This window comes from Nitrospira sp. BLG_1, assembly GCF_047338595.1.
Taxonomy (GTDB): domain Bacteria; phylum Nitrospirota; class Nitrospiria; order Nitrospirales; family Nitrospiraceae; genus Nitrospira_D.
In genome coordinates, this window is sequence record NZ_JBLFBO010000003.1 from 111,710 (window position 1) to 130,238 (window position 18,529).

The window sequence follows — 18,529 nt, forward strand, 5'->3', positions numbered from 1 at the left end:
GAGTCCGGAGGGAATGCGTGATGATGGCCCTCATGGGTGCATGTGTGACTCTATGGGTATTCATGACCCCGGGATGGCTTGGGGCGCAGAATACACCCGTGCTTGCGGTGGGGAAGTTTTCTGCAAATGAACCGGGGGCAAGTCTGCCGGACGGGTGGAAACCGCTGACGTTCAAGAAGATCCCGAAGCTGACAACCTATGAACTCGTGAAAGACGGGACGCAAGTCGTGGTTAAAGCTGTGAGTGATTCCTCGGCATCTGGATTGACCAAAGAGGTCAGGATCGATCCGAAGGAATTTTCAATCGTCCGATGGCGGTGGAAGGTCGAGAATCTGCTTCAGAAGAGCGATGCCACAAGAAAAGACGGTGATGATTATCCGGCCAGACTCTACATCACGTTCGAATATGACCCTGAGAAGGTGAGTTTTGGCAAGAAGCTCAAGTACAAGGCTGGCCAGGCTCTGTTTGGAGATATTCCGATCGGAGCCATCAGCTATGTGTGGGAAACCAAGGCTCCGGTTGGGGCGATTATCGATAATGCCTACACGGATTTCGTCAAGATGGTGGTGGCTGAGAGTGGGCCGAAACAGCTCGGCGCCTGGATCGAGGAGTCCCGCAACATCTACGAGGATTACAAGAAGGCCTTCGGAGAAGAGCCGCCCATGATCAACGGCATCGCTATCATGACTGATACCGATAATACCAAAGAACGAGCGGTGGCTTATTACGGTGATATCGAGTTCATGAAGACCTCCGATGATCCGATGAAGCGCTCAGCCAGATAATCAGCGCCATCCAGGCATCCCAGCCTATTGAATGGAGTTGGCGAAGCCGTCCCTGGTGATTTCAACGCGTACCCGGTCGCCGACTTTCTTCTGGCCTCGGAGATGTTTGGTGTCTCGATTAACGAAGAGGTGAACCTGGTTTCCATCATAATCTTCCACCGTATAGACGTCACCCTTGATGCGTGTGACGGTGCCCCCGATGGTTTTCCATGCTGGACCAGGACGAGGAGTCGACTGACTGGGACGTGAGAAGGTATAGGCATTCGTCACGGAGTCATCTGGTTCTGAGGCAGTCGATCCAGACGGTGGAGTCACCGCGTGCTTCTTGTCCTGCGGGCCTGCGACGGTGACGGATGGGGCTATCATCGAAAGGATGATCAGACTCAATAGGGGAGCAGAAAGGATTCCTTTGTAAGCTGTGTGCATCAGATGCCTCCTCGTCGACAGCGTGTATAGATAGGGTCATTGTGCAACAACGGAAATACATGTCGAGAGAAAATTGAAATCGCTGTGTCGGATCACTCCCTCATGTTGATACAGATTGAACGTTCACAATCGAGTTTGGTGGAGCAAGGCACGGGATCGGTGTCGGAGCAACCGAGGCGACCAAGTCTTGCACGATCGATCTGGGGTGGGTTGAAGAATCTCGCCTTGCGTCGTCCGCTGTTGGCCGTGTTTCAGGTGAATCTGCGCTGTAATTCTTCTTGCGGGTATTGCAGCCTGCCGTTGAATGTCGGTCGCTACGAAATGTCGCGTGAGGAAATCCGAGAGGTCTTCGCCAAGCTTTATCACGACGGACTGCGGGTGGTATTTGTACAAGGCGGGGAGCCCCTACTCCGTCGAGACCTCACAGCAATTCTCGAGGATTTGCATGAAATCGGGTTTCACCTGACGGTGATCACGAATGGAACCAAATTAACCCTGCCGCTTGTGAAGCAATTCGACGATCTTGAGATCTCCCTCTCGATCAGTCTCGATACGTTGGATCCCACCACATATGAACGGATACGCGGCGCGGATCAGCTCGATGCCGTCCTCGCAGGTCTTGATCTTCTCCAGCACTATCGCCGTCCGAAGTTCCTGACCTGCATCGTTAGTGATCTTAATCGCGATGAAGTGACGGAGGTGGTGGCATTTGCGAGGCAACGTGGCTTTCTGCCGGTCGTAGGCGCGTACCATTGGGACGTGGGATTATACGGCAAGCTGGATGCGACCTTGATGTATGACCGTCAACAGGCCCGAGTGGTGTTTGAACAGTTGCTCAAACAAGATCTGCTCCCTCCAGGCTACCTTCGACAGTATGCAAAGGACAATGTCACATGGCTTGGCGGAGGGAGACTCGCGCCCTGTGATGCAGGAAGGTATAGCATCGCGATCGATGCCTCGGGAAATGTCTCGCCCTGCCTCTCGCTTCCTCCTGTTGGCAATCTGCTTGAGTCGTCGTTCCGTGAAATCGTATCAAAGTTCGATCGACAGTCTATTCAGCTCTGTTCCGATCATTCGTCATGTAATCGGGTAGACGGGCGGGTGATCGGGTCGGTGCTTAGGCATCCGATCGCGGCATGGCAGACACCAGTGTCATGGTGACAAAGAAGGGACAGTTGCTGATGTGGATGGTCATCTGGGTGTCGATGATGCTCACGGCCTGTTCCGCAATCCCGACGTCATTTAGTCCCAAGGACCCGCTTCGTCCCGATGAATTCTCACATCGACTGCTTAGGCAGGTGTTTTCGTCGCATGTCAAAGACGGCCTCGTCGATTACCCGGCCGTTCAAACGGATGATCGTTTCCCGGCCTATCTTGCACAGTTGGATAGGATGGATCCCAATGCGCTGGCCACGCGCCATGAACGGCTGGCCTTTTGGATCAATGCCTATAACGCCTTCGCCGTCAAGGGTATCCTGGATCGCTTTTCGCCGACGAGCCTTGTGGGGCGCTATCGCTATTTCATCGGGAGGAACTATGGCGTCGGAGGCAGCACGATCAATCTCTATGATCTGGAACGGCAGGTTCTGATCACACAGTTTCAGGAACCGTTGATCCATTTTGCCATTGTGTGCGCGTCCACGTCCTGTCCTAGGCTCCAGCCGTGGTCCTATGAGCCGGATCAGCTCAATATACAGCTGGATCGTGTGGCCAGGGAGTTTATCAATGATCCAACCCGTAACCGGTTTGACCGCAAGAAAAAAGTTGCGTCGCTTTCAATGATCTTTAAATGGTTCGAGGATGATTTTACGAAGGCGGCTGGCTCGGTTGTGTCCTACATTACTCGCTATGTGAACGACCCTGAACTAGTTCAGGATTTGATGCAGTCGGACTATCGTATCGAGTATCTCGAGTACGATTGGAGCTTGAACGGCATTCCACCAAGGGAGACAACCTATGTTGGTCGGTCATGATGAGAAGGCCCCCATCGCGAGACTCTTAACGTTTCTTGAGCATGGTGAGCGGCTGGCCCATGACTGCGCCAAGGCGCAAGCCGGATTGTCCGCTGATTCCACGACAAGACGATTTTTGCTGAATCAGGCCAAGCAAGAATCGATGCATGCCATGGTGTTTCAGGGTGCGATTGCCTGGCTGGCCCCGAAGCACCTGCGTGATACGCCGTTTCTTCCTGCATTAGAGGAGTATCGAGCGATTCTGGATGAGGCGTTGGCACGCCGGGATCTCACGGAGACGTTCCTGGCCGAGCAAGTTGTCCTCGAAGGCTTAGGAGAAGCCGTTCTCACGCGTATTGAGGAAGGGTTAGTGAAGCGGGCGGCTCCGTTCGGACGGCTCCGTCTGGTCCTGCTGCACCAGGAGGAAGCGCACCATGGATTCGGCCGCCGTCAGCTTGAGCGAGCCATCGAATGTGGCGAGACCGATGTGACGGATCTCAACCGACGGGCGCAACGATACCTTACCTTGACTGATGCCATGGTCTTCACACTCTGTGACCTGTTTGAGAGCATTAACGAGGATGCCACAGCCTGGGCGCAGGATGTCCGGACCTTCTTGCCGGACTGGTGTGTGATGAGCAACCAGCTGTCAGCAGTCAGTCATCAGCGGGTTAGCGCCGGATGTCTGATGAGCTGATCAATGATTTCTGTCATTATTCCAACCTACAATGAAGAAAAAGCGTTGCCGAAGACGCTCCAGGCGTTGTTCTCACAGCCGGGTGAATTCGAGACGATCCTAGTCGACGGCGGCAGCACCGACCGAACCCGTGCTGTAGTCGCGGATCATATTTCCCTTACTCAGCACTCAGTCCTTAGCACTATTCAACTCATCACTGCCCCCAAGGGTCGCGCTTCTCAAATGAATGCCGGGGCCAAGGAGGCGAAGGGTGAATGGCTGCTCTTTCTGCATGCGGATACAATCCTGCCGGACGGTGCGATTCAACGATTGAATGACATGGAGACGAATCAATCGATTCAGGCCGGCGGGTTCATGCACCAGTTCTCGGGTGATGATTGGCGGCTGAAGTGCATTTCGTTCTTGGACAATTTTCGCTGCACCCGCAGCCGCATTATCTATGGTGATCAGGCGCTCTTCGTCCGGCTCGCCCTATTTGAACAGCTCGGCGGATTTCCGAATCGGCCGATCCTGGAAGACGTCGCCTTCTGTGAACGGCTTATTAAGGTCACCAATCCACACTTATTGTTTCCGCCGGTCATCACCGATGCCCGAAAGTTTATCAAGATGGGGATCTGGCGCAGTTTCATCCGCGTGCTGCTGATTATCCTTCACGTTGAGTTTCGCCTGCCGGTGCTGCCTCGAACATTTTTTCAAGACGTGCGCTAACCGTCTACGCTCTCTCCTGATCTCACTTGGTCAAGTGCCGGTATGGTTGAACGTTTGCGCGACCGGGAGACGACCCATGCGACATAGTTATGTCGGTGTGAATCTCTTTAGATACAGCATCCAATTGGATACACCTGAGTTTTGATCGGCACGACGCAATTGCCAGGCGGTGTTAATGCATGGAATTGCATTAGATTGTGTGTAATTAGCGACAAACTGCGTGTGGATGGCATGGGTCAATTACTTGGAATTTAGGGACGGGTGAGGATGTTAAATTTTAACTAATTCTTATACGGTATCGCGTTGTGCTCACGGTCTGAACTCGGTAGACTCCCTCGGCTTAATATCGACGGGCTTACTCAATTTAAGGAGGCAGAGAATGAGCAAAAGGGTTACGGTATTTGTACGTTCATGTTTGGCCATCGCTATCGTCATGATGACTGGTTCACTTGTGGATCAGGCTCGAGCAGGCGATCCACGTATTGAATTTGAACTGACTGATGAACCGGGAGCCTGGTTCCGGAATGCTGCTGGGCCGGTTGCAGGCTTTGCATCCTTGGCTGTAGCCACACCAGGAACTGAAGTACGATTTACGGGCAAGTCCAATACGGTACACACCCGTACCAGTCTCATTTTCCCGACTGGAGCCATCAACATGCCCTTCGATACTGCCCCACGGAAGGGGTCAGATGAAGTAGTGCTCCATACTCCGGGGCTCTACGTCTTTACCTGTAAAATCCATCCGTACATGTTCGGTGCGGTGATCGTCGACAATCCAGGAACGCCCGGCCTGGATCTTGGCGAGAGTATCACGCTTGTCAATGGCATTACGGTACCAACGAGCAGTGACCTCGCGACCAGACTACTGCGTACCTTCTTCATTGCGACTCATCAGGCGAACTGGGAAGACTATAGTTCCTCTACTCCCTGGCACATTACCTATCCGAGCGTGGATGTCCGCATCACAGGCGGGGCCGTGGCGAATCTCGACGCAGTCTTGAGCGCTCGCTATGGCAATGATCTCCCGAAAGAGGCACTCTTCAATCCCACGACTGCGGCGGTCGGGGAAGTCTGGGTTGATACACAATTTGAGAAAACCGCTGGGAAGAGCAAGCCTGGCACTGCAACGGCGGTGAGCGGCCAGACCTGGAAGCCGACCCGAAAGGTGGCATTGCCCCAGATCAATATGAACAATCCCCATAACATGTGGACGGATCGAAACCAGAACCTGATCTATCAGACCCAGTGGTTCGATAGTAAGCTGACGGTCTTTAATCGTACGACAGGGCAGTTCCTGAATAATATTTCCGTGGGGGAGTCTCCTTCCCACGTGATGACAAGGGTTGACACTGATCAGCTCCATGTGGCGTTGAACGGGTCGCCGAACAATGATTCGGTAGTGGAACTGGCCCCCCTGGCCAACGGGGTGCAGCGCCGTATCAATATCGGGGCTGGCAATCCCCATGCACACTGGATGGGGCATGACGGGAAGTTGATGCTGACGCCAAATGCCTTCACGGCAAACAGCACCCAATATAACTTTGCGAATAACCGCATCGATGCTATCCGGCAGACCGGCAATCTCCCAATTGCGACCGGGATGACGCCGGATTCAAAGAAGGCCTATGTGGCCAGTCTGCTCGATAGCACCATTACTGTTATCGATACTGCGGCACAACTGCCGATCGGAACGATCAATTTGCTGGCTAACTACAATGCCATCACTGGTGCCATCAGTGGTCCAGTTGGCGCCTTGCCGATTCAGACGCCAGTCAGCCCGAATGGAAAGTCCATGGTCACGGCGAATACACTCACTGGGACAATCACCATCATCGATCCTACTACGGATACAGTTGTAGGAATGTTGGGCTGTGATCCAGGCTGCCATGGGGTGCAATATGGAGCCAAGGCACCGTCGGTGGAGAATCCGAATGGCGGCTACTATGCCTATGTGTCGAGCAAGTTCTCAAACAGCCTCATTGTCGTGGATCCAGACCCCAATGGTGACGGCATTCTGACAGATGCGAGAATTGCCGGGCGAATTTTGCTCACGGCGATTGGCACCACTGCTACCGATGATGCGATTACCGGTAATCGTGGGATGGGCGGTCAGGGGATTCTGACTATTCCCGTCGTCTACAACGGCTGGGTACAAAACCTTCCGCAGTCCTGGAAGGATCAGTTGGCTCCCTCTCACCTGAATCCGATTCCGTAACAATGTAGGAGCCCAGCCTGAGCGTCGATCAGGCTGGGCTCCTTTCCTCACCGCAACAAGAAATTTCAGATCTGGATGTAGTTTGTTCAGTTCACCGATATCCCTCTCGTTTCTGTCTGGCCGTTGTATTGCATTCCCCACCGTGCTGTCGTTCGTATTGAACACCAGGACTAATCAGCAAAAGCAGCCTAGCTTATGAGATGGCGCCTTTGACGGTTTCAGGTTTCATGTTTCAGATTTTGTATTTCTGCATACCTTGGAATTTCGAACCCGCAACGTGAAACTCATGCTGGAAGGGCGAGAGACTAATAACGTCACAGTGGCCTATCGGATGGTATCGGAGAAGCGGTCATGAATCATGCTACGGCCTGAGGGCAATCGGGGAGCGGCGTGCCCTGAATTTGGCCAAGATCGGAGCCAGGATTTCATGCGCGTCCGGAGATATCAGGGACTCTTGTAGGTGCATCAGTTTCTCTTCAGTCATCGACTCTAAGCTCACCAAGGCTTCTCCCGCTCGATAGCGGACCCACCACTGGTTGTCGTTGAACAAGCCGATCAACCGATCTTCATCTTCAACGGTTCCCAACTTCCCCAACGCGGTTGCTGCTTGCACCCGAACGTACCAGGCCTCGTGAGTCAGATGATGACGGACCACCGGGAGGTCAGCTGGATCGCGACATTCCCCGAATACGAAGAGGCAGGCGGCCACCATGTTCGAGGATGGCGAAGCATCACGCAGGAACTGTCGAAGGATCGGCAGCCCGCGTTGACTTTTTGTTACCGGGAGGTAGCGAATCAGTCGGGGGCCGATATCCGGGTCTCCGTCAATGGCGGCCTGTGCAAGAACTTTAGATGCCAGGTCCCGTCCTGCCGTCTGCAGCATCGAGACAATTTTGAGCGGAGACCAGTCTGTTCGTCGACCGAGAACGGGTAAGAGCAGGGGGAGTGCCGCATTCGGATCGATACGAAGCAGAGCCTGCGCCGCGTTGAACGCTAGGAAGGAATTATGATGGGTTACCAAGCTGCTGATCGGTGACCAGGCCGATTGATCCTGTAATCGCCCCAGTGTGACCACAGCAAGGATCCGCTGACTCAGCTGGTGAGAGTGTAACAGCTCTTTCGCCAGATGGGGAGTTCCAACTTGCTGGGCGACATGAATCAGCGGGGCGATCATCGCGTCTCGTACTGACTCATAGTGCTCGTTCCAGAGATAGAGGAAGATCACATGATCACGACGAGTCAAGGAGGGGAGTGAGTTCAGGGTCTCCTGAACGCACTGCTGTAACAATGGCTTCCAGATGGTGATGACGCGCTGCCGCCGGTGCTGGTTTGCCAGGCGGTTTCGACGGAACAGAAGAATGGAAGCAAGGAGCAAGACGATAATGCCGCTCAGCACGACCGCGCTGACGTACCAGAGCTCGAGTGGAAGGTCGGTATGCACGAAAGCAAGCACCTGCTCCTCTCTTACATCGTTTGCCGTTACCAGTGGTAGATGATGCTGAAGCTGGCTCCCCGTCTGGTATAAAGCGCTCCTCGGTCTTCGTCATAGCCGGTGACTTCCAGCGAGACCCGATCGGCCAGGGGCAACACAATACCTCCCTGGATGGTTCGACTACTCACGCGTGTCACATCTTGCGTTGCGACGATCCGTTCGCCGGATGTTCCGATGGACCCCGACGCGAAGACTTGTAGGCGGTTGGTAGGACGCCAGGTCAGCCGTGACGAGAGAGTGATGGCACCGGTCTCCGGGACGTAGTAGAGCTTTTCTGTGAGCCAGAGATTCAACGGGAGAAACACGGTCAGGCCCGGGCTGAGCAAGTGAATGTCGTCTGTTTTATAGGAGAGATAGCGATAGCCGAAGGAAGCCTCGAACATGGTGAGCAGGGGATGCACAAGGCCGAGTCCCTGGGAGACCTCTCCCGCGAACGAATATTTGGGAGAAAAATCAGGGTTGATCGTTCCTTGTGCGGCGAGATAGCCCCAGGCTCTGCGCCACAAGGGACTATAGCCTTCAGCTGACAATACTGTGTCATGGAAGCCGAATCGATTGATCGGTTCAACCCGCGCAATGAGCGTTTGCGCACCGATGGACTTCGAGACCTCCAGCAGCACATCCCGTTCGCTCCGGATACCACGTGAATAGGAAAACTGTCCATATCCGACCTTGAGATAGTCGCGGAAGGGCAACCGAACTGTCGTATCTCGTACACCTAGCGGGGCCTGCGGTGAGGCTTCGAGAAGCGTAGTGAGGTCCCGCACGCGTGCAGCCGCTGCTTTATCGCCGGTCAATTGATGGAGGCGGGTGTACTGTTGAACGGCTTCCTGGGTAGCCCCACTCCAGAAGAGGGTATCGGCTAGTCCCTGCAAGGCCTCTCGATTCGTACTGTCCTGTTGAAGCACAGTGTGATACTGCTGGATCGCCGGGTCATACTGTTTCTGCCACGACAGCACACGTGCCAGGCCGATCTTGACATCGAGATCGGAGGAATGGCGCGTAAGGATGTCGCGATACAGTGAGGTAGCCTGATCAAACTGTCCGTCTCGTGCCAGGACACGCGCGAGGTTTCCGCGGGTCTCGTCGTCAGCCGGAGCATCAGTCAGGATTTGTTGGTAGGCGGTGATCGCTTGCCCGTAGGCACCACTCCGTTCCCAGGCCTGTGCCTGTGCGAGCTGCTCCGTTCTCTCTTGCGGTGTGAAACCAGAGGGTATGGTCGGCTGCGGATTGTCTGGCGGAGGGTTCGCACGTGTGATCGAAGCGATCCTCTCGGCGATTTTAGAGTCGTGACCGATGGCATAGGCCCGCTCGTAGTAGGGCAGGGCATCCGCGGCGCGCTCTTCCCAGAACAAAAGATCACCCAACCCTTGGAGCGCGTCCAGGTGACGGGGATCTTCCTGTAGAATCCCTTCGTAGAGTCGTTGTGCTTCCTTCCTCTCCATGTTCCAGGAGAGGACCCGTGCCAGCGCGGTTCGAACGTCGAGGTCCGTCGGATGTCGCTGGACAATCTCCCGGTACAGGCTTACGGCCTCTGCATGCGATCCTTGCCACGAGAGTAGTCGGGCGAGGGCGGCGCGGACGTCGTCGTTCTCAAGGTCTTGTTGAAGTATCGTCCGGTAGATGGCGATCGCATCGCCATACTGATGGGCCTGTTCAAACTGTTTGGCCTGCTCAAGCAATGAGCGTGATGATGTCTTATCAGCAGCATGAACAGGTTGATATCCGACCGTGCAGAGCACCAAGGCACCGACGCAGATGATCGACAGACGAGGACAATACATAGCTGGTCGTGTTGAAGCTGAGTTGGTCGTCATCTTATTGAGTGAGCGCCAGGTATCCGGGCAGGTCATGAATCACAAGTCCTGCGAAGGTGGCCTGATGAATTCGAGTAAAGAGGTTCATGATCATGAGCTGCACGTCTTGCTCTGTACGACCTGCAAATGAAAGGCGCTCAGGGCGTACCGCCGTTCGATGATGAATACGAAACCACATCCGATGATTCTGCTCCGGTGATTCCATTTTTGCCTGAGAGTCCAAGGCCAACGTTCGTCGGACAGGATCAAGCACACCGTCCGCCAAAGCGGTTCGGTACTCTCGTTTCAGGATGACATGCCGCTCGAGGAGCAGACTTGTGGTTTCCAGGGCGAGCCAGACCGGCACACGTGCCAAGGCTCCGTAGCGGAGAACGTCGTCACTGATTGCCATCACTTCGTCTGCATCGGTTCGATAGCTCATGACGGCCACTTCATCCACCCGATCCATCACCGAAAACGCGAGAGGCCGCTGCCTGTGAATGGTGGAAGAGAACCAGAAGGGAATCACCACGGAGAACGTCGCTCGTCCCCGCAAGGCAGACTTCACACGATCGATGGTGTCTAAATAGCGATCGAAGATCGTTTCGTCTTCGGGAAAGCTATCCAATAGGTACGGTTCGATGTCTAACTGCACACCTGGGAGCTTCTGATTTCCCATCAGTCCCAGTAACCGGTCTAATTTCGAGATCAACGGTGTGGCGTGGTCGATCATGTCCGGAGCCCCGTCGAGCGCATAGAGCTCGATGTCCGCCGACTTTGTGACGGCAAAGAGTTGGGCGTAGGCGGTCCAGATATGATCCGAGTCATGCACATCGGGTAGTTGGAGCAAGATTCGTCGACAGTGCTGCTTCCGGCAGATTGCCACCATGCTCTCAGGATCCCGTATCGCCGCGCGATAGTCCCAATACCAAAATCCCATGGATGGAGTCGGAGGAGGTTCGGATGATGGTGTGCTGAAGGCAAGTTCGTCGATGACCAGGTCCACATCTGTATCGGCCACGAGTCGAATATGAGTCAGCTGTCGAAGGTCGACCTGTCGTGCGAGTGAGGCCAGTGGCACCTCGAGTGAGAAGTGCCCGGTCAAACGTTCGGCTACTGCCTGGGCCTGCTGCGCGTCGACAAATTCAATCCTCACAGGGCTTGAGGTTGTCCCGCGTACCAGAAGCGTGCGAAACGATAATGCATCCAGACTCTTGTTGGTTGTCTGCAAAGGCCACATCGCTCCGCAGGGCTCAGTTCCTTGGCGATCAATCCTGAGATGGAGCGGGGGGATCAGACTGACCTCAGTCTGACACGTCACAATGGGTTGCCACACTCCAGTCTGAGCCGACAGGTCTAGTCGGTCATCTGATGGTCGATGGGAGGAAAGAACAAATGAATTGGCCGTCCGTCGCCCGCGCACTATAATTTTAGGAATAGACTGAGAACCGGCATACACTAATTCGATTTCCTCGACATCGGTTAGTGCGCGCTGTCCAGGAATCATCAAGTCCTGGGTGAAGGCCACGGAGGGCCAGAGCCATCCTACGAGGACGAGCACACCGGCGGTCACCCGTCGGTGCAGCCGCTTTGAGGATGAGAACTCAGGGAGCGAGCCGCCATGCAACTCGATTCTGCCCCGCATCACGCATGACATTCGAAACGATCTACGGTGTATCCCAGGCATTGTTTCTACTGTATTTAGTGACACTGACGGGAGGGTACTTACTCCTTAATGCGATTTCCATCTTTTCGCTTCGGCAATATTTCGAAGAGCGAATGGGGGAGCACTTCCCGCAGGCGTTCACCGGGTATGAGCCGCAAATTAGCATCATTGTGCCAGCATATAACGAAGCCGCCACAATCGCGAGTTCTATTCAATCTTTGTTACAGCTCCGCTATCCCGAATATGAAATCATCGTGGTCAACGACGGTTCGAAAGACGACACCATCGACGTGCTGCGGCGGGCGTTCGAACTGAAGCCGTTTCCTGAGGCGTACGGTCGCGATCTGCCGACGCAGCCGATTCGAGCCACGTACCACTCCTCGATCTATGCCAACGTCCGTGTCATCGACAAAGAAAACGGAGGGAAAGCCGATTCACTGAATGCGGGGATCAATCTGTCGGTCTATCCCTTGTTTTGCTGTATCGATGCGGATTCGGTCTTGGCGCAGGACAGTCTCTATCGCGTGGTGCAGCCGTTCTTGCTCGATCACCGTACCGTTGCCTGCGGTGGGACGATCCGTGTCGCGAATGGCTGCTCCGTCGAAGCCGGACGTCTGAAACAGGTGGGGCTGCCGTCGAGCCTCCTAGCGCTGCTCCAAACCGTCGAATACCTCCGCGCGTTCTTGTCCGGTCGGCAGGGATGGTCACCGATGAATGCGATGCTGATTATCTCTGGGGCCTTTGGATTATTCCGGAAGGAGGCGGTCCTGAAAGTCGGAGGGTATCGTACGGCCACGATCGGCGAAGATATGGAATTAGTGGTGCGTCTCCATCACCATTATCGGATCAATGATCTCCCCTATCGGATTACCTATGTGCCGGATCCTGTCTGCTGGACCGAAGTGCCGGAAGATTATCGCACGCTCAGGAATCAACGCATCCGCTGGCAGCGCGGGCTTTGTGACAGTCTTGCCGGCCATTTTGAACTGTGCTGCCATCCAAAGGGCGGCACCGTTGGGTGGCTTGCCTTTCCCTTTATGGCGGTGTTTGAGTGGTTTGGGCCGGCGTTTGAAATTTTCGGGTATGTCCTGTTGATGATCGGCTTGGGGTTGGGATTGGTCTCGTTCCAGGTGTGGCTTCTCTGTGTGTGTGTCGCGATCGGGCTTGGCATCACCCTATCCTTGAGCGCCTTGCTGATGGAAGAGATGACGTTTCATCTGTATCAACGGCCATCGGACCTTCTCAAGTTAGTTCTCGTGTCGCTCGTGGAGAACTTTGGGTACCGGCAGCTCAATTCCTATTGGAAGTTGATCGGTCTTATTCGATGGATTCGAGGTACGAAGGCGGAATGGGGCAGCATGATCCGATCGGCCTCCTGGCAGTCCCAACAAGCCCGTCCTGGAAAGAACTGACCGAGGTGCTGACTCAAGGACATCTGGACATGGGTTGACCGTCCAGAACAACCTGCGCTCGCTCAGCTGTTTCTGGTTTGACGTGTTTCCTGCTTTCATCGCAACACATCTTTCCCAGGCCCCTTGTTTACCTTTCCTCCGCTCCTCCGTCTAACCCATCAGACAAGGTTGGAAGGAGGGGGCTATGCAAACATTCCGTTCAAAAATGAGCCTGTTCGTCATGACGGCCTCGATGCTGTTGTCAGGCTGTGTCTCGACCCTGGTGCATGACGATGTGAAGCGTACCACGGGGATCGACGGTCATTGTTCCGGGAGTCAATGGGTAGACGATTCTTCCATTGCCGTCCTACCGGTTCCGGTGGTCGCGTTTCTGACCCCTCATATCGACTTGCGAGATGTCTCCAGTGAGCCCTACCTGAATCGATGCGGCGCTTCGATGAGGGTGATCAATCGTGATGTCTCGGTCAACAGAGTGGCCTGTCTGCCGGCTGGGCTCACGAGGATTGTGACGCTGGGTGTCTGGCAATGGTGTCCGGCCAGGGTCACCTGGTCGGCGGATGTATTGGCCGATACGCCACGATCTGCAAGTGTTTCGCTTGGCGAACAATGAAAGCAGAAGTTGTCATCACCATTCATTTATACAAGGAACGTACCATGAATACTTCACGATGGATCTTCAGTCTGATGGGCATGATGGGACTCGCAGGACTTCTGGCTGCTTGTGGGAGCGACGGGGCACCTTCTGTATCGGCCAGTGGTTCGGGAAGCGGGTCAGGTAGCGGTTCCGCATCAGCGTCGGGGACGATCACCGGCTTTGGGAGCGTGATCGTCAACGGGAAACGATTCGACACGAGCAGCTCGTCGTTCACGGTTGATGGCCAATCCGGCAGCCAAAGCGACCTCAAGGTCGGGATGATCGTGACGGTCAATGGTTCGTTCAACGGCACTCAACGGTCGGCAGACGCCGTGCTCCAGAAGGATGCCGTCGAGGGACTTGTACAATCAGTGGCTGCAGATGGTCTCAGTTTGATCGTGATGGGGCAAACCGTGTTGGTCGATAACACGACCTTGATCGATGACAATATCCCTGGCCGGAATCTTCTGAATCTTGTGTCCGGAACCGATCACGTCGAAGCGAACGGGCACATCCGTCCCAATGGCGTCATTCAGGCGACGTTCATTGAAAAGAAACTGATCAATGTCACGCCGGAGGTACGCGGATTCGTCACCGATCATAACGATGGAGCCAAGACGTTCCAGATCGGGTCGCTCACGGTGAACTATGCGACGGCTCTGATCAGCGACATGCCCGCCCCAAACGGCAGTAATTGGAATGGCCTGTCGGTGGAAGCAAAGGGAGCCGTTTTTACCGCCACCACGACGACGCTCACGGCGACCAAGGTCGAGCCAGAGAACCGAGGCGTGAGCAATCAGGTCGACGAATTTGAAGTTGAGGGCTACGTGACGCAGGTGCGTGGGGCCGGCGATTTCTTCATCGGTAATACGCGGGTGCAGACGACCGGGAACACGGAGTTTCGAGGCGGCACGATCGATGAGATTGTCGTAGGTGCAAAGCTCTCGGCAGAAGGTCGATGGGAGAACGGCATTCTCATTGCCACCAAACACGTCAAGTTTCATGAGAGCGTGAAGCTCGAAGGCGACATTGAGATGATCAGCTCAAACTCGTTCAGACTCACAGGATTGCCCGGTCTGACGGTCACTGTGAATGGTCAGACTGAACTCAAGGACACCAACCTCGGTGGGCTATCGTCGGGTGACCATGTCCGACTGCGCGGGCGAGTGAGCGGTCCTAATTCCGTGATCGCCACCCGCGTCGAGTTACGGTCTGGGGATAACGACCTGGATCTGCAGGGGCCGGTGCAGTCGATCGCTGGAAACGTCATCGTGATCTTAGGTGTGTCGGTCGATACCAGCACCATCTCACAGTTCGAGAGTGTGAGGGGTTCCTCAATGAATCGTACCGGGTTCCTGGCTGAGGTCAAGGCGAATGCCCTGGTGAAGGTGAAGGGCAACCTGAACGGGTCGACGGTGAGATGGGACGAGGCAGAATTGGAAGATTAGTTTGGAGCAAGTTCATCGGCTCGCTACACTGAGTCAATAAGATTATTATCGAGGAGGAGATCAATGATGAATCGTACGAGTTGGAAAGAAATCATCTTGGGCACCCTTGCTGGGTTGTCGCTTCTGACTTCACCGGCAATCGGAAAGATGAGCAGTTCCGCTGAAGAGTTGACCGTTCGGATGGATAACCGAAGACCAGGTTCGCTGAACAGCGGCCATGACTCTCTCAACGGTGGCCCTGGATCCCAATATAGTGGCCATAGCGACCGCAATGAGGGTGATCATAGTGGAAGACATGGCCAAGATTCCGTGGCCATCGCGCAGGCCGGCGATGATATCCGTCAGGAAGATCGTAGAGCCGACCGGAGAGAAGATCGTCGTCTTGATCGCCGTGAGGATCGGCGCGAGGATCGCCAGATGGATCGACGAGAAGATCGCCGTGAGGACCGACAAACCGATCGGCGAGAGGATCATCGGTCCAATGCAGGCGGGGAACTCCGTGGACTTGATCGAGCGGATCATGTGGCCGGGGGACATGGTCGTGAAGGCAGAGAAAATGCCAGGATGATGCAGATGGAACGGCCCCATCGACCAGAACGGATGGAGCGGATTGAGCGGCCTGAACGTCCAGAACACTCAGAGAGACCTGAGCGACCGGAACGCTCTGGAAGAAACTAGGCGGTGTCGGACATTGCAGTGTGGGATGGCAACGGCGCCGGGGTCGTCTCGGCGCCGTTGTATTTTGAAAGCCAACCTTGTATCTAGGTAGTGCTAGTTAGAATAGAGAATTTATGTGTGGAGTTCTCGCGCGGAAAGGAATGGTGTACAGGATGCAGAGGTGGACAGTGATCGTGCCGGTTGTGGCAACGGTCTTTGCCTTATCGGGGGAAGGCCTATTTGCAGCGGACAAAGAGAAAAATGACCCACAACAACGATCCCCTTCCGAACGGCACTGGCAGATCGGATTCACGCCGAGCTTTTCAAGTGGAAATTTCGGCACCAATACCACGAGTACCTTCGTGTACGCTCCGGTGTCGATCCGGCGGTTGTTTCGCGACGGAGATGTGACACTGGTTATTCCGTTTGTGTCCGTCACCAGTAATGGTGCGGCCACATTAGTGGGCGGCCAGCCGACTCCAGCGTTGGGCGGAGGATGTTTTCGAAATGGTGGAACTGAGTTTCGTTTTGACAAACCGGAATGTGTGGCTTCACTCAACGCTGGTCAAGGAGTGACGACGGGACAAAAGGAGACTCATTCTGGTCTTGGGGACATCATTCTCAGAGGGCGCTACTACATTGTGGAGGAAAGGGAATATGTCCCGCTCATTGCCTTGACGGCTCGGATGAAGTTGCCGACTGCCAATGCCAGCCAAGGACTCGGCACCGGTGCGTTCGATCACGGGTACGGCGTGGAGTTATCCAAGGTGTTTGGCGAACATTGGATCGGTTTCCTTGATGGCGGATACAACTTCATCGGTAACCCAGACGGACGAGAACTGCGCAACCAATATTGGTACGACGTAGGAGGGGGGTACTACTTCACCCAGCGATTCTTGGTGAGTGCCTATTACGAAGAGTACCGGTCGCTAGTAGCCGATCTCGTCAATATCAGAGACTTCTTCTTTGCGTTCAATTACAGGGCTACGGATGCCTGGCGGTTCAATGGAGGAGTGACGGTTGGTGTCTCGAATAGTGCTCCAGATTATGCCCTGTCGCTGGGTACCAGTTACCGGTTCTAGCCCAGTTCATTTATGAAAGCTGCGCGTTCATTCATAACGGCTGGCCCACAGACTTGTTGTCAGTTGGCTGACTTCGATACGGTGCTTCGCGACTTCTCAGGGCAGGCTATCTTCTCCATTGTTTGTGGCTGTTTACGTGCCTCAACGTGATACGTCTAATGAAGCAAGTAGGCAAAAGCAAACAGTCTGGTGGCATCATACCAGGTTGACCGGAGTAAACGAATGCCGCCGGATCAGCCTGTTGGAGTAGAGGACGCCCAACTGGTTGCCCGTAGCCTCAAACAAGACCATGAGGCGTTCGGACAACTGATTGACCGGCATGCGGCGAAGATCGTCAATCTTGCCTATCGGATGGTGGGTAATCGTGCTGAAGCGGAGGATCTGGCGCAAGAAGCGTTTCTTACTGCATTTAAAGCGCTGTCGACGTTTCGTGCGGACTCGAAGTTTTCGACGTGGTTGTATCGAATCGCCACCAACAAGTGCAAAGATTGGTTGCGGGTCAAGCGACCGGGAGTGGGACAACAGGATGTCGATATCGATGAGACGCTGGATATCCATATTGCGGAGGAGCAGACGCCTGAGCGTCTGTTGTCGCAGCAGCAGGTGGCGCAGGAGTTGGAGCAAGCCATCCAGCGACTGCCGCCGCTTTATAGAGAAGCCTTTGTCCTGAAACACATTGAAGGCCTGAGCTACGAAGAGATGGAAGCGATTCTTGGAGTCAACAGCGATACGCTCAAGATGCGCGTCTATAAAGGCCGGCTTCAACTCAGCCGTGAATTGGCCTCCCTGAACCCTGCGCAGTAGGACGAGGCTAGTATGGTGATCCGATGACTGAACCCGAACTCCTCATCCAGCGTTTCCTCGACCATGATCTCACTCCGGATGAGCGGGTGGTCTTTTTGCAAACCGTCGATGCCGACCCTGCGTTGCGTCGACGTTGGCTCAATTTGGAGATGGTGGTGGCTGAAGCGGCCCGATTGCCGAGGCTGGCTCCCTCAGTACAATTCCTGAGTGAGTTGAAAGCGAGCCTTGCTCCACCGGTTCCGAGCTGGTGGGAGCGTGTGTGGGCGGCTGTCACCACACCACGAACGCTGGAGTGGAATCTTGCCGGAGCGATCGCGGCGGCCTGTGTTGTGATGGTGGCAGTCGCGAGGCTCTTGACGGCGAGACCGGAACGAGTGGTGGAGGTGCCGGTCGCCATGACCCCAACCCAGACGATTGCCGCTGGTACCAAACAAGCAGCACCACAGGTGTTTGTCCGGCTTGTCCTACTGCAGCCAGGAGCACGATCCGTGTCTGTCGCGGGCGACTTTAATGGATGGAACCCAGCGCACACGCCTCTGGAACGTTCGGACGGCGGGGTGTGGACTGCCACGATTCCGCTCAAGCCCGGTCGATACCAATACATGTTTGTGATTGACGGCAAACAATGGGTTGCTGATCCGCTGGCGACGGAAGCCGAGACGGATGGATTCGGTGCACAGAATGCGGTGCTCGATGTCGATATTTAAATTTCCTCATGTGTCCCTTGCAACGAGCCTAGTCTGTATGTACTCTCC

Annotated in this window: 17 protein-coding genes; 13 read left to right on the forward strand and 4 right to left on the reverse strand. The window is 54.8% G+C overall.

The window, feature by feature from the left end; all coding sequences use genetic code 11:
- The first annotated feature begins 20 nt into the window (after positions 1–20).
- Positions 21–785, forward strand: coding sequence for a DUF3047 domain-containing protein (locus tag ACMTNU_RS04555; protein ID WP_413934024.1), 765 nt, complete (start codon positions 21–23; stop codon positions 783–785).
- A 24-nt stretch (positions 786–809) separates the two neighbouring features.
- Here ACMTNU_RS04555 and ACMTNU_RS04560 read toward each other — a convergent pair whose 3' ends face one another.
- Positions 810–1,211, reverse strand: a complete 402-nt coding sequence (locus ACMTNU_RS04560; protein ID WP_413934026.1) for a hypothetical protein — start codon at positions 1,209–1,211, stop codon at positions 810–812.
- A 102-nt stretch (positions 1,212–1,313) separates the two neighbouring features.
- On the opposite strand from ACMTNU_RS04560, the gene ACMTNU_RS04565 reads away from it, so the two are divergent.
- The 5 genes from ACMTNU_RS04565 (at position 1,314) to ACMTNU_RS04585 (ending at position 6,783) form a co-directional block, all read left to right on the forward strand.
- Positions 1,314–2,372, forward strand: coding sequence for a radical SAM protein (locus ACMTNU_RS04565; protein ID WP_413934027.1), 1,059 nt, complete (start codon positions 1,314–1,316; stop codon positions 2,370–2,372).
- Positions 2,348–3,184, forward strand: coding sequence for a DUF547 domain-containing protein (locus ACMTNU_RS04570; RefSeq protein WP_413934029.1), 837 nt, complete (start codon positions 2,348–2,350; stop codon positions 3,182–3,184). The genes ACMTNU_RS04565 and ACMTNU_RS04570 overlap by 25 nt, the downstream gene beginning before the upstream one ends.
- Positions 3,168–3,860, forward strand: a complete 693-nt coding sequence (locus ACMTNU_RS04575; protein ID WP_413934030.1) for a hypothetical protein — start codon at positions 3,168–3,170, stop codon at positions 3,858–3,860. Before ACMTNU_RS04570 ends, ACMTNU_RS04575 begins: the two co-directional genes overlap by 17 nt.
- Before the next feature lie 3 nt (positions 3,861–3,863).
- Positions 3,864–4,568: a TIGR04283 family arsenosugar biosynthesis glycosyltransferase gene (locus ACMTNU_RS04580; RefSeq protein ID WP_413934032.1), complete on the forward strand. Its 705-nt coding sequence runs from the start codon at positions 3,864–3,866 to the stop codon at positions 4,566–4,568.
- 379 nt (positions 4,569–4,947) lie between these two features.
- Positions 4,948–6,783, forward strand: coding sequence for a copper oxidase (locus ACMTNU_RS04585; protein ID WP_413934033.1), 1,836 nt, complete (start codon positions 4,948–4,950; stop codon positions 6,781–6,783).
- A gap of 361 nt (positions 6,784–7,144) precedes the next feature.
- Here the strand turns inward: ACMTNU_RS04585 and ACMTNU_RS04590 are convergent, their stop codons facing one another.
- The 3 genes from ACMTNU_RS04590 to ACMTNU_RS04600 are packed head-to-tail and all read right to left on the reverse strand — an operon-like array spanning position 7,145 to position 11,716.
- Positions 7,145–8,224, reverse strand: a complete 1,080-nt coding sequence (locus tag ACMTNU_RS04590) for a HEAT repeat domain-containing protein (RefSeq protein WP_413934034.1) — start codon at positions 8,222–8,224, stop codon at positions 7,145–7,147.
- A gap of 38 nt (positions 8,225–8,262) precedes the next feature.
- Positions 8,263–10,128 carry a tetratricopeptide repeat protein gene (locus ACMTNU_RS04595; protein ID WP_413934035.1) on the reverse strand — a complete coding sequence of 622 codons (1,866 nt, stop codon included), beginning with the start codon at positions 10,126–10,128 and terminating at the stop codon, positions 8,263–8,265.
- Positions 10,094–11,716, reverse strand: coding sequence for a hypothetical protein (locus ACMTNU_RS04600; RefSeq protein WP_413934036.1), 1,623 nt, complete (start codon positions 11,714–11,716; stop codon positions 10,094–10,096). Before ACMTNU_RS04600 ends, ACMTNU_RS04595 begins: the two co-directional genes overlap by 35 nt.
- Positions 11,717–11,721: 5 nt before the next feature.
- Between ACMTNU_RS04600 and ACMTNU_RS04605 the strand changes: the two genes are divergently transcribed.
- From ACMTNU_RS04605 to ACMTNU_RS04635, 7 genes are all read left to right on the forward strand, one after another.
- Positions 11,722–13,149 carry a glycosyltransferase family 2 protein gene (locus ACMTNU_RS04605; RefSeq protein WP_413934037.1) on the forward strand — a complete coding sequence of 476 codons (1,428 nt, stop codon included), beginning with the start codon at positions 11,722–11,724 and terminating at the stop codon, positions 13,147–13,149.
- 184 nt (positions 13,150–13,333) lie between these two features.
- Entirely contained in the window at positions 13,334–13,759 is a 426-nt protein-coding gene (locus ACMTNU_RS04610) for a hypothetical protein (RefSeq protein ID WP_413934038.1), read from the forward strand.
- Between the two features lie 44 nt (positions 13,760–13,803).
- Positions 13,804–15,231: a DUF5666 domain-containing protein gene (locus ACMTNU_RS04615; protein WP_413934039.1), complete on the forward strand. Its 1,428-nt coding sequence runs from the start codon at positions 13,804–13,806 to the stop codon at positions 15,229–15,231.
- A gap of 217 nt (positions 15,232–15,448) precedes the next feature.
- Positions 15,449–15,799, forward strand: a complete 351-nt coding sequence (locus tag ACMTNU_RS04620; protein WP_413934040.1) for a hypothetical protein — start codon at positions 15,449–15,451, stop codon at positions 15,797–15,799.
- A gap of 262 nt (positions 15,800–16,061) precedes the next feature.
- Positions 16,062–16,970: a transporter gene (locus ACMTNU_RS04625; RefSeq protein ID WP_413934041.1), complete on the forward strand. Its 909-nt coding sequence runs from the start codon at positions 16,062–16,064 to the stop codon at positions 16,968–16,970.
- Positions 16,971–17,192: 222 nt separating this feature from the next.
- Positions 17,193–17,774 (forward strand): RNA polymerase sigma factor, encoded by a 582-nt coding sequence (locus ACMTNU_RS04630; protein ID WP_413934043.1) that lies wholly within the window; start codon positions 17,193–17,195, stop codon positions 17,772–17,774.
- Between the two features lie 23 nt (positions 17,775–17,797).
- Positions 17,798–18,481, forward strand: a complete 684-nt coding sequence (locus tag ACMTNU_RS04635) for a hypothetical protein (protein WP_413934044.1) — start codon at positions 17,798–17,800, stop codon at positions 18,479–18,481.
- Positions 18,482–18,529: the final 48 nt, after the last annotated feature.